The organism is Limnoraphis robusta BA-68 BA1, assembly GCF_034932365.1.
Taxonomy (GTDB): Bacteria; Cyanobacteriota; Cyanobacteriia; order Cyanobacteriales; family Microcoleaceae; genus Capilliphycus; species Capilliphycus robustus.
On sequence record NZ_JAYGHR010000070.1, the window covers coordinates 22,404 to 45,061 of the forward strand.

Annotated in this window: 24 protein-coding genes; 6 read left to right on the forward strand and 18 right to left on the reverse strand. The window is 42.0% G+C overall.

The features are described from left to right. Positions 1 to 37: 37 nt before the first annotated feature. The 6 genes from phnK to phnG form a co-directional block, all read right to left on the reverse strand. On the reverse strand, positions 38 to 817 hold the full coding sequence (phnK, locus tag VB836_RS19410) for a phosphonate C-P lyase system protein PhnK (protein WP_046280135.1): 780 nt from the start codon (positions 815 to 817) through the stop codon (positions 38 to 40). Between the two features lie 142 nt (positions 818 to 959). After that, a complete protein-coding gene (locus VB836_RS19415; protein ID WP_323221706.1) occupies positions 960 to 1,622 on the reverse strand; it encodes a glutathione S-transferase family protein in 663 nt (220 codons plus the stop codon). A 33-nt stretch (positions 1,623 to 1,655) separates the two neighbouring features. Next, a complete protein-coding gene (locus VB836_RS19420; protein WP_323221708.1) occupies positions 1,656 to 2,516 on the reverse strand; it encodes an alpha-D-ribose 1-methylphosphonate 5-phosphate C-P-lyase PhnJ in 861 nt (286 codons plus the stop codon). Positions 2,517 to 2,545: 29 nt separating this feature from the next. Beyond that, positions 2,546 to 3,724: a carbon-phosphorus lyase complex subunit PhnI gene (locus tag VB836_RS19425; RefSeq protein WP_323221710.1), complete on the reverse strand. Its 1,179-nt coding sequence runs from the start codon at positions 3,722 to 3,724 to the stop codon at positions 2,546 to 2,548. A gap of 27 nt (positions 3,725 to 3,751) precedes the next feature. Continuing rightward, complete coding sequence (gene phnH / locus VB836_RS19430; protein ID WP_323221712.1) at positions 3,752 to 4,336, reverse strand: phosphonate C-P lyase system protein PhnH; 585 nt, start codon at positions 4,334 to 4,336, stop codon at positions 3,752 to 3,754. Positions 4,337 to 4,402: 66 nt separating this feature from the next. After that, complete coding sequence (gene phnG, locus VB836_RS19435) at positions 4,403 to 4,852, reverse strand: phosphonate C-P lyase system protein PhnG (protein WP_046278426.1); 450 nt, start codon at positions 4,850 to 4,852, stop codon at positions 4,403 to 4,405. A gap of 119 nt (positions 4,853 to 4,971) precedes the next feature. Between phnG and phnF the strand changes: the two genes are divergently transcribed. Then, the gene (gene phnF, locus VB836_RS19440; RefSeq protein WP_046278427.1) at positions 4,972 to 5,688 is read left to right on the forward strand and encodes a phosphonate metabolism transcriptional regulator PhnF; all 717 of its coding nucleotides are present in this window, start codon (positions 4,972 to 4,974) and stop codon (positions 5,686 to 5,688) included. A 53-nt stretch (positions 5,689 to 5,741) separates the two neighbouring features. Here phnF and VB836_RS19445 read toward each other — a convergent pair whose 3' ends face one another. The 6 genes from VB836_RS19445 to VB836_RS19470 all read right to left on the reverse strand — a co-directional run bounded on the left by VB836_RS19445 (position 5,742) and on the right by VB836_RS19470 (position 12,069). After that, a complete protein-coding gene (locus VB836_RS19445) occupies positions 5,742 to 6,299 on the reverse strand; it encodes a sterol desaturase family protein (RefSeq protein ID WP_323221714.1) in 558 nt (185 codons plus the stop codon). A gap of 242 nt (positions 6,300 to 6,541) precedes the next feature. Beyond that, positions 6,542 to 7,390, reverse strand: a complete 849-nt coding sequence (gene phnE, locus VB836_RS19450) for a phosphonate ABC transporter, permease protein PhnE (protein ID WP_323221716.1) — start codon at positions 7,388 to 7,390, stop codon at positions 6,542 to 6,544. A gap of 304 nt (positions 7,391 to 7,694) precedes the next feature. Further along, positions 7,695 to 8,768 (reverse strand): phosphonate ABC transporter substrate-binding protein, encoded by a 1,074-nt coding sequence (gene phnD / locus VB836_RS19455; RefSeq protein ID WP_323221718.1) that lies wholly within the window; start codon positions 8,766 to 8,768, stop codon positions 7,695 to 7,697. A gap of 56 nt (positions 8,769 to 8,824) precedes the next feature. Further along, on the reverse strand, positions 8,825 to 9,622 hold the full coding sequence (gene phnC, locus VB836_RS19460) for a phosphonate ABC transporter ATP-binding protein (protein ID WP_323221720.1): 798 nt from the start codon (positions 9,620 to 9,622) through the stop codon (positions 8,825 to 8,827). Positions 9,623 to 9,747: 125 nt separating this feature from the next. After that, positions 9,748 to 11,784 carry an NAD-binding protein gene (locus VB836_RS19465; protein WP_323221722.1) on the reverse strand — a complete coding sequence of 679 codons (2,037 nt, stop codon included), beginning with the start codon at positions 11,782 to 11,784 and terminating at the stop codon, positions 9,748 to 9,750. 24 nt (positions 11,785 to 11,808) lie between these two features. Beyond that, entirely contained in the window at positions 11,809 to 12,069 is a 261-nt protein-coding gene (locus tag VB836_RS19470) for a DUF1830 domain-containing protein (protein ID WP_323221725.1), read from the reverse strand. Positions 12,070 to 12,605: 536 nt separating this feature from the next. Here VB836_RS19470 and VB836_RS19475 point away from each other — a divergent pair. After that, positions 12,606 to 13,607 (forward strand): CHAD domain-containing protein, encoded by a 1,002-nt coding sequence (locus VB836_RS19475; RefSeq protein ID WP_323221727.1) that lies wholly within the window; start codon positions 12,606 to 12,608, stop codon positions 13,605 to 13,607. A gap of 302 nt (positions 13,608 to 13,909) precedes the next feature. Here the strand turns inward: VB836_RS19475 and VB836_RS19480 are convergent, their stop codons facing one another. From VB836_RS19480 to VB836_RS19490, 3 genes are all read right to left on the reverse strand, one after another. Next, positions 13,910 to 14,722 (reverse strand): TylF/MycF/NovP-related O-methyltransferase, encoded by an 813-nt coding sequence (locus VB836_RS19480; RefSeq protein WP_160315466.1) that lies wholly within the window; start codon positions 14,720 to 14,722, stop codon positions 13,910 to 13,912. Positions 14,723 to 15,048: 326 nt separating this feature from the next. Beyond that, positions 15,049 to 16,224, reverse strand: coding sequence for a DNA polymerase III subunit beta (dnaN, locus tag VB836_RS19485; RefSeq protein WP_323221730.1), 1,176 nt, complete (start codon positions 16,222 to 16,224; stop codon positions 15,049 to 15,051). A 417-nt stretch (positions 16,225 to 16,641) separates the two neighbouring features. After that, positions 16,642 to 16,788: a ribbon-helix-helix protein, CopG family gene (locus tag VB836_RS19490; protein ID WP_323221732.1), complete on the reverse strand. Its 147-nt coding sequence runs from the start codon at positions 16,786 to 16,788 to the stop codon at positions 16,642 to 16,644. A 26-nt stretch (positions 16,789 to 16,814) separates the two neighbouring features. Between VB836_RS19490 and VB836_RS19495 the strand changes: the two genes are divergently transcribed. Then, positions 16,815 to 18,086 carry an RNA-guided endonuclease InsQ/TnpB family protein gene (locus VB836_RS19495; RefSeq protein ID WP_323221734.1) on the forward strand — a complete coding sequence of 424 codons (1,272 nt, stop codon included), beginning with the start codon at positions 16,815 to 16,817 and terminating at the stop codon, positions 18,084 to 18,086. Between the two features lie 64 nt (positions 18,087 to 18,150). Further along, positions 18,151 to 18,483: a (2Fe-2S) ferredoxin domain-containing protein gene (locus tag VB836_RS19500; protein WP_323221736.1), complete on the forward strand. Its 333-nt coding sequence runs from the start codon at positions 18,151 to 18,153 to the stop codon at positions 18,481 to 18,483. Here the strand turns inward: VB836_RS19500 and VB836_RS19505 are convergent. Then, a complete protein-coding gene (locus VB836_RS19505) occupies positions 18,449 to 19,381 on the reverse strand; it encodes an alpha/beta fold hydrolase (protein ID WP_323221738.1) in 933 nt (310 codons plus the stop codon). The two genes, VB836_RS19500 and VB836_RS19505, sit on opposite strands and share 35 nt — an antisense overlap. Before the next feature lie 686 nt (positions 19,382 to 20,067). Here VB836_RS19505 and VB836_RS19510 point away from each other — a divergent pair. Beyond that, entirely contained in the window at positions 20,068 to 20,532 is a 465-nt protein-coding gene (locus tag VB836_RS19510; protein ID WP_323221740.1) for an ATP-binding protein, read from the forward strand. Positions 20,533 to 20,686: 154 nt separating this feature from the next. On the opposite strand, the gene VB836_RS19515 is transcribed toward VB836_RS19510, so the two are convergent. Then, positions 20,687 to 21,013, reverse strand: a complete 327-nt coding sequence (locus VB836_RS19515; RefSeq protein ID WP_323221741.1) for a DUF6439 family protein — start codon at positions 21,011 to 21,013, stop codon at positions 20,687 to 20,689. A gap of 136 nt (positions 21,014 to 21,149) precedes the next feature. Between VB836_RS19515 and VB836_RS19520 the strand changes: the two genes are divergently transcribed. Further along, entirely contained in the window at positions 21,150 to 21,488 is a 339-nt protein-coding gene (locus tag VB836_RS19520) for a hypothetical protein (RefSeq protein WP_046277902.1), read from the forward strand. 95 nt (positions 21,489 to 21,583) lie between these two features. Here VB836_RS19520 and mtnA read toward each other — a convergent pair whose 3' ends face one another. Next, positions 21,584 to 22,633, reverse strand: coding sequence for an S-methyl-5-thioribose-1-phosphate isomerase (mtnA, locus tag VB836_RS19525; RefSeq protein WP_323221744.1), 1,050 nt, complete (start codon positions 22,631 to 22,633; stop codon positions 21,584 to 21,586). Positions 22,634 to 22,658: the final 25 nt, after the last annotated feature.

Consider the following 22,658-nt stretch of genomic DNA (forward strand, 5'->3'; position numbering starts at 1 on the left):
CCGACAAACCACCTAAATAAACTCGCCCCCTGAATTGCTAAGGCGTTAGAGTCGCACTAACTAACTGTTGGGTGTAGGGATGTTGCGGATCATCTAACACTTGATCAGTTAATCCACGCTCAACAATCTTACCATTTTTCATTACAAATAACCGATGAGCGAGTAACCGCACAACTCCAATATCGTGAGTCACTAAAATAACACTTAAATTCAGATTTCTCACCAAACAACGTAATAAATCTAACAGCCTTGCTTGTACAGAAACATCTAATCCGCCTGTGGGTTCATCCATTAATATTAAACGGGGTTTTGTCACTAAAACTCTGGCAATTTGAAGCCGTTGCTGCATTCCCCCAGAAAACGTTGTCGGAAGTTCATCTATCCAACGACAGTCAATTTCAACCTGTTGTAACCACTCCCCAACTTCTTGGCGAATTTTGCCATAATTTCGCACACCAATGTCCATTAAACGTTCACCAATATTCGCCCCTGCTGTAACATTCATGCGTAAACCATCCCGAGGATTTTGTTGTACAAATCCCCATTCTGTTCGCATTAATTGACGAAGGTAGGATTCAGAAATTTGTTGAAAGTTCAGCCATTCTTCTTGGCGGTTTAGATAAGAAACTTTTCCTGAATCAATGGGTAAATATCCAGCAAGGGCTTTGAGTAAAGTTGATTTTCCTGAACCGGATTCACCGACTATTCCTAACACTTGACCTGGATAAAGATCGAATGAAATATTATGACAAGCTTGAGTTGAACCGTAATATTTATTGAGGTTTTTCACAGTTAGCAAGGGTTTATTTTTGTTCATACAGTATCTCTATTTAAAATCAGGGGTAGGGCGGGTTTAGTAAGGTTGCTTGAGGGAAGGATAAATCTATGTGAACCCGCCCCTACAATGCGTGTTTTTTCATAGTTCCTAGATACAATTTGATCAACATTAATTCATTTATTTATTGAGATTTTTGGGATAAAATAGCTTTAATTCGGGCGTAGGAAGCTTCTACCTCTTCGGGTTTAGGTTCAGTTTTTTTCCAGCTTTCTCGTGACATCAAACGTTCACACCAAGCTTTGAGTTTGGGATACTCATCTAAAGAAACATTCAAATATTTTAACGAGGGGATAACAGTCCCAACCGCAATATCAGCCAGCGTCATTTGTTCACCAACTAAATAAGGATTGTCACCTAAATAGTTTTGATAAAAATTGAAAATGGTTGCAATTTTTTGCTCAACTGCTTCTAACGGTTGGTTGGGGTCAGCAGGTAAACCCACCACCTGTTTTAAGAGAGGTAAAGTTGTCGGTAAAAGTTCATTAACTGTCACCAATTCTAACATTCGCATAATTCCAATCGCTTTAGCGTCTTGGGGGGTAAAACTCGGGGTGGGATATTTTGCTTCTAAATAGTCTAAAATAGCGAGAGATTCAATTAAGGTAAAATCATCATCAACGAGAGTCGGGATATGATGAAATGGATTTAATTTTAAAAACTCTGGATCAAATTGATCGCCTTGTAAGCTGAGAATAATTTCTTCAAACTCAACTTGCTTTTCTAACAGCATTACCCAAACTCGACGGCTGTTAAAGGAGAGGGGAGTATGATAAAGTTTTAACATGATTAAAAACCTCTTTGTAGTTTGTCGGTTAAATTATACCTTTTTTTGATGTTGCTGCTGACAATAATCACTATCTGAACAGACCCACATTCTTGTTCCTTGGTCATCCATGATCACTTCATCTAGATAACTCTCTTTTGAACCACAAATTTCACAGACTTTATCCCATTTTCCCACATAAAACGGATGATCTTCAAAGTCTAAACTCTTCACCTGAGTATAGGGAGGAATAGCATAAATTCGCTTTTCTCGCCCCGCCCCAAACAGTTGTAAAGCCGGACAATTATGCAGTTTAGGATTATCAAATCGAGGAATTGGACTCGGACTCATTAAATAGTGATCATGAACCATTACGGGGTAATCATAGGAGGTAGAAATATAACCATATTTTGTAATATCTTCATAGAGTTTAACGTACATTGAACCGTATTCTTGCAAAGCGTGCATTTTTTGAGTTTGAACTTCTGAGGGTTCCAACCAACGCAAAGGTTCAGGAATCGGAACTTGATAAACCATTATTTGACCTTCTTTTAAAGGCGTTTCAGGGATGCGATGTCGGGTTTGAATGAGAGTGGCTTCGGATGTTTTTTCTGTCGTTTTAACATCACAAACTTTAGCAAAAAAACGTCTAATATTAACGGCATTTGTCGTATCATCTGAACCTTGATCAATCACTTTTAATACATCATTTTTACCGATAACGGATGCAGTCACTTGAATTCCTCCCGTTCCCCAACCGTAAGACATCGGCATTTCTTTAGAAGAAAAGGGGATTTGATGACCTGGAATGGCAACCGCTTTTAAAATGGTTCGACGAATTGAACGTTTAGTTTGTTCGTCTAGATAGGCAAAGTTAAAGCCTTCGTAAGATGTCTTTTCAGAATCAGAAATCATGTTAATTTTACTTCAAAAAACTAGAATAATTATGAATGGGGTTGAGAGGTTAACGGGGATGAATTTTGAGGAGATGAAGCAGAGGGTATATTTTGGGGTACAGAATGATTGATTAAATTAGGGTCGGAAACTGAGGAAGAATTACCCTGAGTTTGTTCTTGTCGCATCTGTCTAACTAAATTTAACTCGGCCTGAAAATCGACATAATGGGGTAATTTTAAATGCTGCACAAATCCCTGAGCTTGAACATTATCAGAATGATACAAAACAAACTCCTCATCCTGGGCTGGCCCTTGAATTTCTTCTCCAAATTCTTTAGCTCTCATCGCTCTATCAACCAACGCCATTGACATCGCTTTTCGTTCATTATACCCCAAGGTTAATCCATATCCGCGTGTAAATTGAGGTGACATTTCTTGACTTCCTGAGAACTGATTGACCATTTGAACTTCTGTTACTGTAATGTCAGCAATTGCCACTTCAAATCCTAACTCTTCTGGAGAAATAATTACTTCAACTTCTCCCATCCGAATTTCTCCCGCAAAGGGATGATTTCGACCATATCCTCGTTGTGTAGAATAGGCTAAACTCAGCAAAAATCCCTCATCTGCACGAGCTAAATTTTGGAGTCGTTCATCTCTTCCTGCGGGGAATTTTAACGCTTCCTGAGTGATGTCAAAGGGTTGATTTTCTTCTGGCGGTTCGGCTTGAATTAATCCTTCTTTTCCTAACAAATCTAATACAGCAGTAACTTCTTCTTTTTTTGGAGTTGCTGTTGGTGCAGGGTGAATGTTTCCTTCGGCTGCTAACTTAAAATCTAACAATCGATGAATATAATCAAAACTCGGCCCTAACTGTTGTCCACCGGGAATATCTTTGAAAATTGAAGAAATTCGCCGTTGAATTTGCATTTGATTTGTATCTAACGGTTTGCTGTGGTAAAATCTAGGTAAGGTTGTCCGATAAGCTCTAATTAAAAAGATCGCTTCTACTAAATCTCCCCAAGCTTGTTTAATCGCTAAAGCTGCTAAATCGGAGTCATATAAACTCCCTTCACACATCACTCTGTTCACTGCTAAAGCGAGTTGTTGTTTAATTTGTTCTATCGTTAATTCGGGTGTATTTGCATCCCCTCGTCGCAACGCTTTTAACAAGGCTTCTGCATTTTCTATCGCTTGCTGACCACCTTTGACGGCTACATAAGGCATTTGATGAACTCCTGATTTTTATGAATTTTAAATGCTTAATGTTGTTGTTCTGGGTAAACCGATAACGGTATTTTCACCCAATAAAAATACATCTATCCCTAAAGGATAACTGCGATTAATTTCTAACCATCCTTGTCTAAATGTCGAAGATAAGGGGAGTTTTATCACTCTTTTTTCGGAAATTCCAGGCCCCTCTAATCGCACTGATTCCGTTTTTTCTAAGGGTTCAACTTGAATCAATAAAGTTGTCGAAAGTTCCGGTTGTTCAGCAGTTCCCCAATTAAAATTAGATAAGGCTGGTAGAAGACAAAGCTTCTGAATCATCGCAAAATTTGCGGCTTTCGGATGCTCGGTAAAATGACAACCCGTATGAAATTTTAACCAGCTTTTTACTTCGGGTTCAAAATCTGAACTCAGCCAAACAGTTGTCTCTAAATCGAGTAAAGTTAAGCAAGCCGCAGCACAAGCTAATGTTAATCCAGGCGGAGGAGTGAGTTGAACAAAAATCTCTTGAGTTCTTCCGGGAAAAGATAAAGCATCCAGGAGAGCGCGAAAGGTGATTTGAGCATCGTGTATTGGGTCTTTTAATCCCGGAAATTGTGTGATTTCCATAAAAAGTTTAGAACAAACTAATTGTTTTTGATGTGTTAAAATCTGATTTTTCAATCAATAATAACTTTATTCCCCTCTTGCTAAAGTAAAGAAATTAACTTGAGTTGCTGCGGCTTGAGACTGTTTAACTTGTTGTTGACGAATGGCTTCAGCTTGTAGAGGTTCTATGACAATTTTTTGAACCCGTTCAGACCAGTCAGGATGCTGCATCAAACCATCACCCAAAGCCGCTAATTCCGCATGAAGATGAGAGCGCCCCGCTACATAACCAAATCCTGTTATCATCGGTTGATGATTAAGTTTAATCACACAGCGAGTCAATGTCATTTCTCCCAGGTTAAAGACTTGTCCTGTACCTCCGGCTCTGCCTCTAACAAGGGTTAAACCGATTTCGGGCGGACGCAAGAAACTGTATTCTGGCAGAGGTTCCAGGGCTTTGATTTTTTCCTGCAACTGCAAAGGCGAAGCTTTGGCTAAAATTGCCATCCAAGCCTGTCGTTCGACAAGATTTGACATAATAATACTTGAGGATTATTCAACTTAACTAAAATTCATCTAGACAATTCAACACGCTAGTCACAAAGTACCTAACTTTGTCAAAATTGACAAGGTTTACCATCGACATTGCATCTCGAATGAACCGTGATACCATGCCTGTATACGCTCAAATCGCCCATGAGTTGCGACAAAATATCAATCAGGGGACTTATCAGGTTGGAGACAAATTACCAACCGAAAATCAGTTGAGCGAACGTTTTAGAGTCAACCGTCATACTGTACGACGGGCGATTGCTTTGCTCAAAAGTGAAGGGCTGTTGCGTGTTGATCAAGGTCGGGGTACCTTTGTAGCAGGAATACCGATTCGATACCCCGTTGGAAAACGAGTTCGTTACAATGCTGCGATGAAGGCTCAAGGCTTAGAAATGAGCTTTCAACTGTTGCGAGCGATTGAGATTCCTGCTAATTCATCGGTGGCGAGTCATCTAGAACTTTCCCCTGGAGATGGAGTCGTATTAATCGAACGTTTGAGCTTTGTTGATGACCAACCGATTAGCATTTCTACGGGTCATTTTCCACTGCATCGCTTCCCAAATATTTTATCTTACCAACATAAAATGTGGTCGATTTCCCAGCTTCTCAGAGAGGTCTATGGCTGCGATCATCTTCGACGTTGTACTCGGGTTTCTGCTCGGGTTGTTCGACCTCAAGATGCCAGTTTACTCAGATTACCACTCAATCACCCCATCCTGTTAACTGAGTCTATTAATGTTGATCAAGATGATCGTATTATAGAATATGGTATCACCCGATTTAGGGGCGATCGCATGGAATTAGTGTTTGAGCCAGAATAGTCAAACGGTCTCAATTTTTAGGGAAAAAATTTGTTGCAAAGTGCAGCTATATTTTAGCTGTATCTTGTCCGCAACTTCTTTTTAAATTTTAACAAAAATCTAAACCAAGCTTGAGCAGGTTTATCATAAAATGTAAAAATATCACCGTAGGCTACTCTCGAATTGAGATGATGTTCCCAATGTCGTTCAGGAGTTGTAATCCATAAGATGTGGCAAATTTTTTTAACAGAGTTTGGCGTTTCCCATTTTTCGAGAGAAACGTGTCTCCACTCCACATGGCATTCTGCCAAAATCAATCCTAAAATTGTTCCGATTGGTGAGATGATTCCTAATATCGGAATAAACATCAAATAGGGAAATGCGCCAAAAAATCCAGTGATCAAAGCAGAAGGTTTCTTCGTCAAAATAGCATAACGGACAAAGCTGCGGTTCGGACTATGGTGAACCACAGCATGAAATCTACCAAAAATATGTTCAGGGACGTGATAGCAAAACGTTGAAATGAAGTCTCCTAACAGCATGAGTAGAAGAGCAACGCAGAAAATTTTGAGAAAAGCCACAATAAACTCCTCACCATAGGCAAAAGGCAAAAGGCAAAAGGCAAAAGGCAAAAGGCAAAAGGCAAACTATTGTTGACCTTAATCAATCTAGGTTAAACTCAATTAATTTTTGGGTTAAATTTCGTTTAATTTTTTGATGAAATTTTCTAAACCCTTCTCAGCTTTAGCTGATCTGAAATTGAAAAAAAAGCAACAGCGTAGGGGCGGGTTCCCCAGTTCCCCATCTCCCCCCGATCATCTGTAGCAAACACCTCTGTCTTTGATATTAGACCCTGATACAATATTCACTGATTTTAGACTAACCAGTTTCGCAGTTTAGCGGAGATAAAATCTATCGTTGATGTTGCCACAATTAAAATGATTAAAATCGCGCAAACTTTTTGATATTGAAACGCTTGAAAACTCTGATAAAGTGATACCCCAATTCCTCCCGCACCGACAATTCCCAGCACCGAAGCTGCACGAACATTCGACTCAAACCGATACAAAATATATGAAGTCCACAAGGGCATCACTTGGGGAAGTATACCAAATAAAATCTCTTGAATTTTTTCAGCGCCTGTCGCCCGAATTCCTTCGACTGGCCCCGGATCTATCGACTCTACAACTTCTGAAAATAACTTTCCTAATATACCTGTGGTACTCACAAACAACGCTAATACTCCCGCAAAAGGCCCTAAACCAACAGCCACTACAAATATTAGCGCAAATACGATTTCGTTAATCGCTCGCATCGCATCTAATATCCGACGAATTGGCTGTACTATCCAAACCGGAAAAATATTTTCTGAGCCTAATAATGAGAGCGGAATTGCTGCAATTGCTGCCATTAACGTTCCCCAAATTCCCATCGAAATGGTGATAATCGTATCTTCTAAATATAATCGCCAATCCGAAAAATCCGGGGGAAAATAAGATCGAGTATATTCAACCATATTACCGCTATTTTGCAACAAAACCGGGAAATTCAATTCACTTTGAATCCCTGCAAAAATGAGTATACCAATTGCTCCGAGCAAAAATAAAATACGGTTATTTGTCACCCGTTTTTTTTCTTGATCAAGCATTTCTAACACGGCTGGAGATGCCAACAATTCAACAGATGAAGAGGTAGATGGCAAATTATTATGATTATTTTTCATGTTCAAAAAATTCAGAGATTGAATATACAAAAAATGAACGTTTCTCTCCCTCTCTCACCCCCGTGACCCCCATCTTTCAAAGTCCCCCGCCCCCCTTGCCCCCCAATTCTGGGGGGAATTAGCGGATGCTTCGCTGTTTTACAGTGGGGTAATTTGGGGTCACGGGGGCGGGGATTTAGGGGGCATTATCCCAGAATTGGGGGATTTAGGGGGCATTATCCCAGAATTGGGGGATTTAGGGGGCATTATCCCAAACTTGGGGGATTTAGGGGGCAGGGGATTTAGGAGAGACCAATAAATACAATTAACTTTGTACGGCTTTCAACTGTTTATTCAACTCATCTAACTTTTTCTGTTTCGTGGCTGCATCGATATTTTCATCATCTTGAACTTCAAGAATTTGCTTGCCAATTTCCAATTCTCGAATGGGGTTCCAATTTTTATCGTCTGCGGGAACAAAGCTAGACCATTCAAGAGGCCCTAATACCGTTTCATCGTTATAATTGTAAAAGAAGTTTTTAATTTTCTCTTTTAAATCTTCGGGTAAATCTTTCCGATAGCTAATAGGGTCACTGGGAATTTCAGGAGAAGTCCAGATGATTTTGATTTTTTCATGGGCGGCTGGATTTGTTTTTTCTAGGCGACTAATAGACTCGTTGTTATTCGTTGCCACATCAACTTGATTATTCGCAACGGCTAACGCTGTGGCTTCGTGACTTCCTGAAAAAATCAGCTTTTCAAAAGCTTTTTTCGGGTTAACGTTGTTTTTGGCAAAAATATAATAACTCGGGACTAAAAAGCCCGAAGTTGAGTTCGGTTCATTAAATGCAAAGGTAAGATTTGCCGCATTTTTCAAGACATATTGATCGCCATTTTCTCCTTGAATTTCGGAAACAATGGGGTTATCTTTATTCGTGATTAAATAAGCATAGTAACCCTTGGAACCATCAAGCGCTATCGTTTGAGCAAATGCTTCAGCGTTGGCTATTTTAGCCGCTTCAATATAGGATTTTCCACCCAACCAAGCCAGATGAACTTGTCCGAACCGCATGGCTTCAATCACCCCATTATAGGAGGTCGCATAGAAGGCATTAACAGGCATTCCGAGTTCTTTAGACATCGCTTGAATAAACGGCTCCCAAATCGGTTTTTGGTTCGCCTGAGACTCTGTAGAGATGATGCCAAAATTGAGTTCTTTGATCTCAGATAAAGGCTTAACCTGTGTCGTTGTCGCAGTCACCGTTTCAGCTTGGGGTGTTTCTGAAGTCGGTTGAGTTTCAGAAGTCGTCGAACTGGGTGAACAACTGGCGAGAAGTTTTGCTCCACTCAGTGATAAAATAAACCAAGAAGTGGATTTAAAAAAATGGCGTCTGTCCATAGTTTCCTCTAAGTGACTTGTTGACTATTTCAAGGGTTAGAATCGGGAATTTTGATTTAGACTAATAATTCTCCATGTCCGCTTAAAACTAATTCTTGGGCGGCACTACCGTAGAGTTCGTTGAGTCGGTTTTTATCAAGTGCTTCTGTCGGCCCATCAAAGAGAACTTCTCCGTTTTTCAGAGCCACTGCACGGAGAAAATATTGCTGCACCATCTGCACTTGATGCAAAGAAGTAATCACGGTAATTCCATTTTGTTGGTTGAGTTCACTCAACAATTCCATAACTTTACGAGCCGATTCGGGATCGAGAGAAGCTATCGGTTCATCTGCTAAAATAATCCGAGCGCCCTGAACTAAACAGCGAGCAATTGCCACTCGTTGCTGCTGACCTCCTGATAGCATCGAAGCACGTTTGTAGGCTTGCTCTAAAATTCCCACTCGTTCTAAAGCAGACAAAGCTTGTATTTTTTCGGCTTTGGTAAAATAACGAATGGCAGAGCGGGCGAAGGACATTTGTGCTAAATTTCCAACGAGGACATTTTCAATCACACTGAGTCGCTTCACCAGATTAAATTGTTGAAAAATGCAACCCATGTTGCTTCGCAGTTGGCGAATTTTTGAATGAAATTTGCCATCGGATTGTAACGCAAAGTCAAAGACTTTAACGACACCACTATCGCCCCGTTCTAAACCGTTGAGATGGCGGAGGAGCGTTGATTTACCCGAACCTGATGCCCCCACCAAGGCCACCATTTCCCCGGATTCTACGCTAAAGCTGACCTTTTGTAGAGCGGTTTTACCTCTGAAGCTTTTGGTCAGATGCGTCACTTCTACCGCAGTTTCTTTTAGCACAGTTGTGAACTCCCCCTTGACTTGAACTATCCATAGTTTGGAAGCTTGACATTAAAAGAAAAATATCTCTAGATGATCATTGGGTTAAATTTTATAAAAGATTTATTTTACCCACAGATAATACATCATAAAATATAAGCACATACTTGGGATTTTCTCAGTTCTTGGACTAAACGATAAGCTTGATGCTGATAGAGCGGAATGGGTAAAGTCGCGGGTAGGTTATTCATCAAATTTCGAGCGAGACTGAGTTGACAGCCTGAAATCCTGACGATGAGGTTTGCCCCTTCAAAAGCTGCATCTGGTGTGCGGGCGTCTTCGATGTGAACTTTCGTTGTTTTCGCAGCAATACAAATCCCTTGTTCAATGGCTTGTAATCCCTCCGTTGTCGCTAAAACCACCATGCGATCGCCAACTGAAAGTAGGATATCATCAGAGGGAATAAATCGAGCTATATTTTCTCCAGATTGATGTAAAATCGGCACAACTCCGTAACCATAAGCCACTTCTGACAACAGCAACCCGTTCAGGGTATCTCCCGCTTCAATCTGATATTCTGTGACTAAAATGGTTTCATTTCCCAGGCGAAATAAATTCAGAATATTTTCGCCAAATGCCGCTCCCGCAAACGCTTCGGCTGCGACTTTATAGGCACACAATACATCGGTTTTCGGCAATAACTGAGTTAAACTTTGACTAAGGCTTTGTTCCATCGTGCGAATTACGATATGACAATGGGGATTAACATTGCGTACCATCAAGCCAATTTCTAAGTTTAAAATCTCGTCATCCGTCACAATGACAACGCTACGGGCGGTTGCGAGATTGACTTTACTCAGGGCATCTGCATAATTACTAATAATCAGAGGAATAGACGGTAAAAGAGTCGAGTCAAATTGGGAATTTTCTGTGATTCCGACAATCGCCTGTTTGAACTCTTGTAAAAAAACCGCTACCCGTTGACCCACTCGCCCCAAACCAATCACAATCAGATGGTTATTTTGAGGAATGGGCGGACGTTTTCGAGTCAGTTGAAATCTTGCACTCAGGAGGGCTTGAGTGAGTAAAGCATACAACACCCCAACCAGGGCGGTTCCGGCTAGGGTTAGCCCCAAAGCAAAAAACTGTAACCACCCGGGAATTACGGTAACAGGTTCAAACTCACCGAAAATATCTGCATAACCCCCCAATAGCAAAATAATCACGCCGTAGAATGCACTCAGATAGGTCGCTTCAGGGTAATAGGAACGAAACAATAGCGTACCAATAACCGATAGAATAAACACCAACAAGCCACAAAATAGGGCGACTCGCCGCAGGGGTTGTTGTTCGCTTTGTTGCCAATATTGAATGATTTGTTGTTGGAGAAACTGCCAACTGATTTGATGGAATGAGTTTTGCAGAATTTGTTTTAAAGATAGCGTTGTTGTCGTCGTAGGTAATCGAGAAAATGACCGTTCGATGACTTCGACATAAACAATCATATCACCCGGGCTAGGTTGAAGATTAGGCTGCCAAGCGTGGACTTTTAGCGGTTGGGAAGAACCTCTCGGAAGATGACAAAGAAGACGGCGACTGCGACTATTGAGGTCTTGTAAACTTGAACGATTACACCAAGGATCACCGGGACTCAGTTGGCGTTGAATGATTTGGAAGCGGTAGCTATCTAGGTGAAAAAATCCTAGAATTTCACTTCCTAAAGCCGCTAAGGCAAAGGCAAAAGCAGGCAGTTGTGTGGGTTCATAGGCGACTAAGTTTCCCAGAAGTTGACCCAGAAGTTGGTTGAGATTTTCCTTGGATGAACGCACAACTAAACGAGAATATCGACTGAGTTTGCGAATAACGAGGGCGGTTTCGGCGTTGATTCGTTCGTTTGAGGTGACGATTAAGACACATCGAAAGTGTTGAATTTTTGCCTGATTCAGTAGGGCTGGATCTCGACAATCTCCAATGATTAAATTCTCTAAGAAGTTGGGGAAATTGGGGATTTCCCAGTGTTGAGGATGGACTAATTCAATGGCACTCACTTTGACTCCGTAGGCTTTGAGCGCCACAACACAATGCTGTCCTAAACCCCCTAAACCACAGACTAAAAATTGATCGGACAGAGGTTGAGAATCATTTTCTTGCTGATTTTGAGGTCTATTTTCAGGAGTTGACATAGATGCAACCGATTTAACTTTCTTTTAAAGAATCTCGTTGACTTTGAGGCTGATGCAGGGAATCTGTTTCATCTCGATTGAGTCGCAGCCAAGGCGATAGTATACTTCTAGATGAGCTTGGTCTTCCGCTTCAAAAAGTAAGTGTTGATCGGGGAATACTACACGCTCGAAGTAGCCTGTTGTTGTACTGATAATTCGCAATACTTGCAATTGAGAGGTTTGGTTTTTGTAGCTACAAAGAATCACACTGTCAGACAGAGGGTTCGAGAGGTTTGCAAAATTCATAGCAGATGTTCACACGCTTTTGTCTATACAAGTTGCCGCACCCAAACTTCCTAAACTCACTCAAGTTGGTGATGGATAGTCTACTCACGATTTTCTGTCGAAGGCACAAGAGAAAAGGCTGGCAACCCTGGCTAGGAGTCTACGTTCCTTTATCCCTACCTTGATCAAAACACATCTGCTTGACAATTAAGTTAAGGTATGTTTAAGTAGTAACTCTGATATTCCCAATTAAGTTGGTAAAAAAAACACACAGGCGAATCCCCAATAAGCATTCAAAGTCACTCAGTTAGATAACTTTGGGGGTCATCTATTTTTGGTGACTTTGTTAAAAGATCAGGTTTTGTTTGTTCAATACATTCATAAATCTATCTTGAGGAATAAACTTTATTTATGTTTTTTAGGGTAAGCACAAGCTGTTTTATATCTTTTGAATTAATTGTATTAACTTTTGTTAACTTACTTGAGACCGAGCTGTTATAATCACTAGAATAGAACTGAATCATTCCGTGAAAATGATTCGATTTCGCGAGGTGAAAATGACCACAACTACATTAGATAAAGTTAGAACATTGGGGGACTGGGCCGCACTCGGAATTCAGCAACACTTAGAGAAAGTTCTCCAGCACGAACCAGAAGTTTTGGCAGACAAAGATCCCGAAGAACTCCACCAAATGCGAGTCGGAATGCGACGTTTACGTTCAGCGATTACAGGATTTGCCCCGGTACTCGATTTACCCCAGGGAACACAAAACAAAAACATCGGGAAAGTCTCTCGGTGCTTAGGAGAATTGCGGGATCTAGATGTTCTACTCGAAGCAATTGATCAACGATACTATCCGAATTTACCCTCAAAAGAACAGAAAGCAATCAAACAAGTTTTGTCCGAATTGAATCTACAGCGTCAACAAACGTTTAAGCAGGTGAAAAAGACGCTAGAAAGCAAGAAGTACAGACAATTAAAGCAAGAGTTGCAACAATGGTTAGACTCCCCGTGTTACACGAAAATCGAACAATTACCCATTGAAGAAGTTCTGCCCGATTTATTATTACCGCAAATTAGCCAACTGTTTTTACATCCCGGTTGGCAAGTGGGAATTGAACAGCTTCAAACAGAACCCACTCAAAATGGTTCAGAACAACTATCTTCTGAAACTGTAGAACAGATTTTGCAAGTCGAAGGAGAAACAATTCATGATCTGCGTAAACAAGTGAAGCGAGTTCGGTATTTGATGAACTTGTTTACTGATTTTTATGGCGCGACATACTCGGCTTATTTGCAAGACATGAAAGACATTCAAGAATATTTGGGCGATATTCAAGATAGTCATGTGTTAGAAGTCGTAATGACAAATGTTTTGGAGTCAGATATTAAGTCAGTCTTGCCGACTTTTGCCCAGGTGTTAGCGCAAAGTCGTTATAAAGCGTGGCAAAAATGGCAACTGTTTCAACGCCGATATCTAAATACAGAACTTCGCTTAAATTTCCGTTCAACCCTTCTGCATCCCATCGTAGACTTGACTTTACATTCAGAAGAATAAACCCTCACAATTAGTCACCACAATCGGCTAACGTGTTATTTCCCTCATCTGATTCAGGTGGGGGAGAGTTTGCACAAGATCGCGAAAGGTTTCTTTATTTTTGATGACGATTTCTTCGACCCCGGCAGCCAAAGCTGTCCAAAATCGGAGGCATATACACCGGTTGGGGGGTGGGAATACAGGCGTTTGCATCGCCCATTTGCGCCCAGGCGATCGCCCAGTACCGCCTTGACGATTTCTCGCAGGCTCTGATCAGCTTGCCAAATAGAATTACAAAATTCCGGTTGTTAAGTGAATCCATATTAAGAGAACTTTTCTAACATACAAAAATGTCCGGCTGACTTAATCGGTAGTGACAATCGATAGTTATCTGGATGGGCAGCGATGAACTCCTCGACTGCTGTTTTTACGCCCGTCGAGAAAAAGTCGTAATCATCAACAATAATATGTCCACCTTTAGATAATACCTGATCTAGAAAATTGAGAGCCACTAAAATAGGTTCATAAAAATCAAAATCGACGTAGGCAAAACAAACCTGTTGAGGCCGGTTAGATGACTGAATTGTCTCTTCAATGAATCCAGGTATAATTTGAGTCCGTTCTGAGGGAAAGTTAATATCATTTAATCGCTTTTGTACCAGATCAACAGAGGTGAGCATTGTCCCCGTGTAGGCATCCATTGATCGGAGATTAAAGATATCATCTTTTAGTGTATCTTTAGCGGAGGGTTTGGGTAATCCAGCAAAGGAATCAAAAAGCCAAATTGTTTTATCCGTCTTTTGAATTTCATGCGCCATTAATGCTGATGTCGCACCTTGGGCGACCCCAAATTCGCAGATATCCCCTGGTAAGGGTAAAGATTTGTGTAAATAATTGACAATATAGAGCGCTTCACTGACCGATGTACCTAAAAGTTTAAACAGTAAATCAGTTCTTACCTCGTCATAGTCTGATAAATCGGTCAGCAGTATCTTTTTATAAACCCCTTCCACTTCTTTGAGCAGTGTTTTATATCGAGTATCGGGTTTATTCAGTTGTGCTAGTTGATAGCCTAACTGTTTTTTAGAATAAAACTTATATAATTTATCTAGACTGTTAAAAATTAACCTATCCATCACGTTAAACATCAGATGGGTTTAGCTCCTAATGGTCTTCTGACTCTCTATTAAACCATAAAACGTGAACCATTACTTTTATTTTCAGATGCCTCAGTCTCAATTAATCCTACGGGCATATAGCAGTTCTATCTGATTTGTGAAATTTGCAGCGCCAATAAGCTTACAGTGCGGGCATTCCCGCCCGCCGGAAGTTCACGATGGTTTGTCGCTGCTCAAACGTCGGTTTGAGTTGGCTGAGTGTCGCCCCAATTGCGGGAATTGTTTGCGCCATCTTCACCCGTTCTCCCGGCTACAACCTTCTATTTGATCGCCGCTTTTCACCCCTAATTTCTCAACTGAACAGGCATCACTAAATAGGTCATTTTGAATCCGCCTAAAGGAGATAAAATCACGGGACTTGTAGCCGCATTAAGCTGAATTTGAATCTCAGAAGTATTGAAAACTTTTAAACCTTCCATCAAATATTTGACATTAAAAGCCAGTTCTTTCGGTTCTTCTCCTGAGATTTGAGCCGATAAAGATTCGAGTGCATTTCCCACATCCGCCGCTTCTACTGAGAGTGATATTTTCTGATTATCGTTATCAATGCTACACTTAACAATATCATTTTTCTGACTCGCTAAGACGGCAATTCGTTCTAAGGCGCTTAAAAAATTACGACGATCTACATTAATTTGATTCAGAAATTGATTGGGAATCAGTTGTCGATAAGCGGGATAAGACCCTTCTAATTTTCGACTATTTAATCGTTGATTTCCCAGTTCAAAGATAACTTGACTTTCATCAAATCTCAGCTTAACCATTGGTTTGGACTCTTCTTTGCCGCTAGAATAGGCAGCCATCATTCGTTCAACTTCTCGTAAGGCTCGAGCGGGAATCGTCACTTCAAAATCTTTGATTTCTGAGTCGCTATCAGCTTTCGATTCATCATCAGAATTCAAGTTTTCAGCTTTAACAACCGCCAAGCGATGACCATCAGTTGAGGCAAATTCAAGTAAATCTTTACTCACTTTTAGATGAACACCTGTTAAAACTTGTTTAGTTTCATCAGGACTGGTTGAAAATAACGTACCTTTTAATCCTTCCATTAAAGCATCAGCCGGAAGTTGAATGAATTCTCCTTCTTCGATACTCGGAAGTTCCGGGTATTCTTCAGCACTCATACCCCTCACTTGATAGCGTCCTGAACTTGAGGTTAATGTAATAATAGATTCTCCGGCTTCGTCATCGAGAGCAATCGGACTATTGGGTAAACGAGAGACAATATCATTGAGTAATTTAGCCGGGAGTGTAAAGCTTCCCCCTTGTTCAACTTCTGCACTCATACAAGTATAGATTCCTAAGCTTAAATCGAATGCAGTCAGGCTCAGTTGTTGAGTTTCTGAAGATGCTTTTAATAAAATATTCGATAAAATGGGATGGGTCGGACGAGAGGGAATTGCTCGGGAGATTAAGGATAAATTAGAACTGAGTTTTTCCTGTTCAACAATTAATCGCATAGATTGACCTGGGTAAAGATTGAGTTTTTATAAAAAGATTGGCAATCAGAGTATGAGGTTCTGACAACAGAATACCATTCCTAGAGTGAAGACACAGAGTTTTATATTCTATCGTTTTCTCTGCGATTTGCTAGAGCCTATTGCTCATCTTGTGGAAAACCTGTGGAAAACTGCTTAAACCTCTACGGCTCTAGTCAAGAGACTGAAGCAGTTTGGAGGTTTTCCACAGTGTTTGAGGAAATTATCCACAATTTTTTCCACAACAGAGGGAAAAAGAGCTACCGTTGAACTGTGGCGATCGCTAAGTGTTGAGTCCTGGAAAAGCCCATTGTTTTCTCCGAGGTACTGCGACCATAGCCCGATAGGGTTTGGTCCTATGGGGGATAGGAGGGGAGCCGGAGGGACGGAGGCTCCCAATTAATCTTTGTCATCACGTTTTATCTTCCTTTTGAGACTACGAATGTATTCTCTGAGTACGTCTGTCTGATTTCTTCCTTCTTGCTCACAATAAGTTTTGAGAATTGCTAGCTCCTGTTCGGGGACGTTGATGGTTAAGTATTTCATACTAACAAGTACGGTATAATACCAGTATGTTAATCACCTACCAGTACAAGTGCAACCCAACCCCTAGCCAGGCATCCACGATGGAAGCCTGGGGAGAGTTGCTGCGTAGACATTATAATTATGCACTCGGTCAACGACTCGATTGGCTACGTCGTACTCGATGTCAGATTGACCGATGCAGTATCGTGTCTGAAGCGATAGGTGATATCCCTGAAAAAGTTGACTATTACTCGCAAGCATCACAGTTACGCCAAACGAAAGAACTATTCCCTGAGTACAAGAACATCTATGCCGACTGCCTGCAGCAGAACTTGATGCGGTTAGATAAGGCTTGGAAGCGTTGGTTGATTCCTGATCAAACAAGTAAGCGGGGTGGTCGCCCTCGCTTTAAGAAACGGAATGACATCTGCTCATTCACATTCCCTAGAGTAAACTGTCCAAAAGCAGGAGCGCATCTAACAGGAAATGTTCTCAAACTGTCCAAGATTGGCGAAATTGAAGTGATCCTGCATCGCCCAATTCCTGATGGATTTGCAATTAAGCAAGCTACTTTAGTCAGGAAAGCGGATGGTTGGTATGTGAGTTTCTCTCTTGAAGACGATACAGTTCCGGAGCCTTTACCTGTAGATGAAGTTAAGAGTGTAGTTGGCATAGATGTTGGACTTGAGAAGTTTTTAGCGACATCGGATGGGCAAGCTGTTGTAATCCCTCGGTTTTATAGGAAATCTCAACAGCAATTAGCACGTCAGCAACGGCAATTGGCGCGGATGGAAAATGGTTCAAAGAACTACCGTCGGCAATCGAATAAGGTTGCTCGTCTTCATCTGCACGTTGCCAGGCAGAGAAAAGAGTTTCATTATCAAGTTGCACATTGGTTGTGTGACCAGTACGACTTGATAGCGTTTGAGAGCCTGAATATTAAAGGATTGGCGAGAACCCGACTTGCCAAGTCGATATTGGATGCAGCATGGGGAAGCTTCTTGAATATCCTGCAAGCAGTAGCGGTAAAACGCGGCAAGTGGGCAATTGGAGATGACCCTAGAGGTACGAGTATCGAGTGTTCTGGTTGTGGTGAAAGGGTTGAAAAAACCCTCAAGGATAGAGTTCATAATTGCTCTCATTGTGGGCTGGTAATTGATAGAGACTGGAACTCTGGAATTAACATCTTGAATCGGGTAAAACGGACGCTTGGACTAGCGTTTGCTGGCTGCGGAGGATACTTGGGTACAAGTCCTATGAGGCAGCAGCTCTCAATCGTGAGTTTGGGAAGCCCCTTCTATACTGCTCTTAGCAGTTAGGAGGGGAGGATGTCACCCGTCATAATAGAATTAAGCCGAAAAATCGCTATAAAACTCTTGACCCATGTCAGAAACTCAGGTAAACAACCCAGCCTCAAATCACGCAGAACCGACTTCTCGCTGTGTCTGGGTCTGTCAAAATCAAACCTGTCTGAGACACGGTGCCGAAAAGGTGCTGCAAGCCTTTCTAGACGCTGAGATTTCTGAAATCGTTATGGAGACGGGCTGTATGGGCCAGTGCAGTGTTGGCCCAACGGTTCGCGTCACTCCGGATGAAACTTGGTACTATCGAGTTCAACCCCAGGATGTTCCCAACATTGTTGAACAGCACCTCAAAGGGGGTCAACCTGTGGAAGAAAAGCTCAATCCCCGAATTCATCCTCGTTTTTACTACTAATTTCGCATTCAGAAAGAACCCAGGTTTTGATCAGGTCATTGACAATTTCCGGGACTTCATCATGGGGACAGTGACCTGCTGTGAGAAAATGTTCGCTCAGTTTAGGATAATATTGGCGAAACTTGGCACTGCGATCGCGACAGTTAATCCAAGGATCAGCTTCTCCCCAAACCAAGAGTAGCGGACAACTCAGTTGACTCAGCAGAACATCAACTTTTTCTCCTGATCGCGTTTTAAACACCGAAGCAAACACCTGCGCCGCACCGGGAGAACAAGAGGGACGATAAATGTCTTCAACCAGTTGTTCGGTAACAGTCTCGGGGTTTAAATAGACTTTTTTCAGGGTTTTGCGAATGGTTGAGCGCCGTCTTGTCCATTGAAAGACGGCATAACTGGCCCAATTCTGTTGGAATAGCCATCGCAAGCTTCCTGAAGCCGTCTTTTTCCAGGCGGGAGGGGGGGGAGCGGGTTCAGTTTCGGTAAATGGCCCTGCACTATTGAGCAAGATTAAACCCCGAGCCGATTGGGGACGTTGGGCGGCGACACATAAAGCCGCATATCCACCTAGAGAGTTTCCCGCTAATATTGCAGGTTGACCAATGGTTTCGCTGATAAAATCATCCAGTTGATCGCGCCAGAGATCGCTGCTATAGTCCCAGTTTGGTTTGGCTGAACGTCCGAATCCGAGGAGATCAATCGCCCAAACCTCGAAATGTTCACTCAAGCCGATAATATTTTTGCGCCAATGGTCAGTTGAGGCGCCAAATCCATGAACCAAGAGCAGGGGGGGACGCGAGGCTTGAGGTTCACCCGCCCGCACATAATAAATTAACTGTTCTCGCCACTTCCAGTAAGTACCCGAGATTTCATAAGGGTTAGCGGTTACAGTTGTTTGCATAGCATCAATTTTTGTGAACTCAGGTTGATGATTATCTTTTAATTTTAAGATGGGACTGCCCAACCCGGGATAATACCGAATCAGAAAGTTGTTTTTTACCTCAAGTTTTGGGAGCGGGAATTTTTAGATCTCCAGGGATTGAAACGCTGTTTGGGGTTCTCGGTCAGCCTCAACAATTTTCCGGATCGGTGTTTTTTGGCGAGTGTTTTGATAATCTTAAAGTAAGGATCTAATTCTGGCAAATTTGCGGATTATGACTCAACTCGGTCGGGAAGTGCTTTCTCAGAGCCAATCTCATCAAGCGTTAGGGGGTTTTTAGCGTCGTCGGAAGTGACTCACGGCTGTCTGAGCCGCTGAGAAATGATAGAATGGCAGGTAGAGGCGAAGTTCACCTTTGAGCTTGATGAAATAAAAAGTCCATTACTAAACACTAGAATCAGCTTCTAGTTTGTTTAGTTAATCAAGCCCTCAAAATAGCTGTTCTGCTGCTGTAACTCTGTAGAAAGTTTTAGGAAAAGGTGCATTGTCAACCTACCCATCAAAAAGCAGTCTAACCCTTCTCACATCCTGCATGGGGAAAATGGGAATAAAGATGACCTTTAAACCTGCTCCGATTGTCGGAAAGGAAGTTAAAAACTGATGCAGGGTGTGAAATTTATTCACCATGACGCCAGGGAGTTTTCCGAGTGATTGCCATATCATCGCGTCCGGTTCAACGTAACTGGGTCACAGTTAGCTTTGCTTCTACGCTTTATCTGTGTCCAATTTTAGATTTGCTCCTAGCAGAGATCCCTGAGTCCTGGCAAGCAGAACTGCGCTTAGGGCTTCAGGAGGCACTGGTGAACGCGGCCAAGCATGGCAACAAACTAGACCCCAGTAAAACAATCGTTGTCCGTTTCTCCATCATCAAAAATCAGTTTTGGTGGATTATTTCTGATCAGGGATCAGGTTTTCGTCCTCCCTGTCCTTGTCCCGCTCATTTATTAGACGATCATCACCCGCCAATAGAGGAGTCAATATTGCCTGTTGATGAGCATGAGTGTGGACGAGGTTTGTATATCTTGCACCAAATCTTTGATCGAGTTGAGTGGAACCCGGAAGGGACAGAATTAACGCTTTGTAAGGAGATAGTCAATTCCTATTATGCCTAAACTCGGATCACGCTAGGGGAGAAAACACAGGCTGAAATACAGCTTTGCTGCTTGATCCCTGAACAAAAATTTAGAGTAAATTTGAGCAGAACCTGACTCAGATCTGCTTTGAATCTCTCCCCAACTATCATAACAGTAAATTTTCCAATCTAGTTCAAGATTGTTTTTTTGGTGAATTCACACCATGACCTGGACAAGGAGGTGCTGAGATCGAGTGATCCAGCCAACCAATTGCTTGATTCAGGCGAGGGATCGATTCTTGGGGTTGATTTTTGAGTAGAAAAACCAGAGCCGCAATGATTTGTTCGCTCGCGCGAGCTTTGCGGTTAGATTTGAGTTGATGCCAGTCTTGATCACCGATGGCTAGGCGTTCGGCTAGAGCTTGGGCCAGCTCTTCGGTGGTATACTCGTCAAGGCGAGACACCAGGGAAGTATTAACGAGGCTAGCATTTTGAGCAGATGTGGGGATCGAGTTAACCATGAACAACCTTCTATCAAATAGAGAATAAGGGAAGTTGCATCTTTGCATTTATATTATGCCAATAAACTTCACCCCTAAACCGATCCCGATTATACTTAATCTGTCTGGCTCAGAACCTTACCCCGTTAAAACAGAGATGACATCGCAAGATCAGGAATTTGAGCAAGCGTTATCTCAAGTCGAGCGATCGCTCGTGGGGATCAAACAGCGTTATGCTCAAGTTAAACGAGATCAACGCCGTCAGGCTGAACTTAAAAATCGCATTGATCAAGTGATCCCCGAACTGCGTCAAACCCGATCCCGTCAATTACGAGAGGAATTGCGTCAAATTGAAGCTGAGTTAGAAACCATTGAACTCAACCTCGAAAGCAGCTTGTTTACTTGGGGAAGTCTCAAAGAACCCTTTTGGCAAGCGGTTCGCTTTGGGGGATTGGGGATCATTTTAGGATGGATACTGAAGTCTTTGGCGGGATAACGAGATCAGCACCAGATGAGAACCACCAAGACACAAAGACACGAAGATTTGCTCTGGGTGTTTTCTGTGTCTGGGTTGAAAGATTCCTCAAGTTGTTAAGACTGTAACGTTTTTAAGTCTCCTGGGGGAACAGCACCTTTTTCGGTAATAATGGCAGAAATTAATTGGGCGGGTGTAACATCAAACGCCGGGTTATAAAACTCAACTCCCGTCGGACATAAGCGGGTATTACCGACTTCATAAAGTTCTGTTGGATCTCGTTCTTCAATGGGAATTTCTGCTCCAGTTTCCAGTTGAAAATCCACCGTCGATAAAGGAGCAGCAACGAAAAAAGGAATATTGTGGGCTTTGGCTACTAACGCTAAACTATAAGTGCCAATTTTGTTCGCTGTATCCCCATTTGCTGTAATTCTATCTGCGCCTACAATCACCGCATGAATTAAACCTTGTTTCATGCAATGAGCCGCCATATTATCGGCTATTAATGTAACTGGAATTTGGTCTTGAACACATTCCCAAGTTGTTAGTTTTGCCCCTTGTAAACGAGGACGGGTTTCATCGGCGTAGACTCTTTCTAGCCGTCCTTCTCGCCAAGCTGAACGAATCACACCAAGAGCGGTTCCATAGCCTCCAGTGGCTAACGATCCGGTATTACAATGAGTGAGAATATTGAGTTTTTCAGGAGATGTCGGTAAAACGGTTAATCCGGTATCTCCGATCAGTTTACAGGTTTGAATATCCTCAGCATGAATCGTTTTTGCTGTTTCTAATAAGGCTTGTTGTACCTGTTCAACTGATCCCTTGGTTTCTTGAGCGGTTTTCAGCATTTGATCAATCGCCCAAAACAAATTAACAGCCGTTGGACGAGTGCGGCGTAACACATCAGCTACGGTTTCTAATTGTACTAAAAATTCTTGAATATCAACAGTTTGGATATCTCGGGCGCCGAGATACATTCCATAAGCTGCGGCGATTCCAATGGCGGGCGCACCTCGAACAATCATCGTTTTAATCGCATGAGCCATATCTTCATAGCGACTAATTTCAATTCGAGTATATTCTTTAGGAAGGCGAGTTTGATCAATCAGCAGAACGTGATTATCTTGCCAAATGATCGGATAAACTTGAGTCAGGCTAGAAGTCATAGGGCGTTGAGAATGGAAATATACA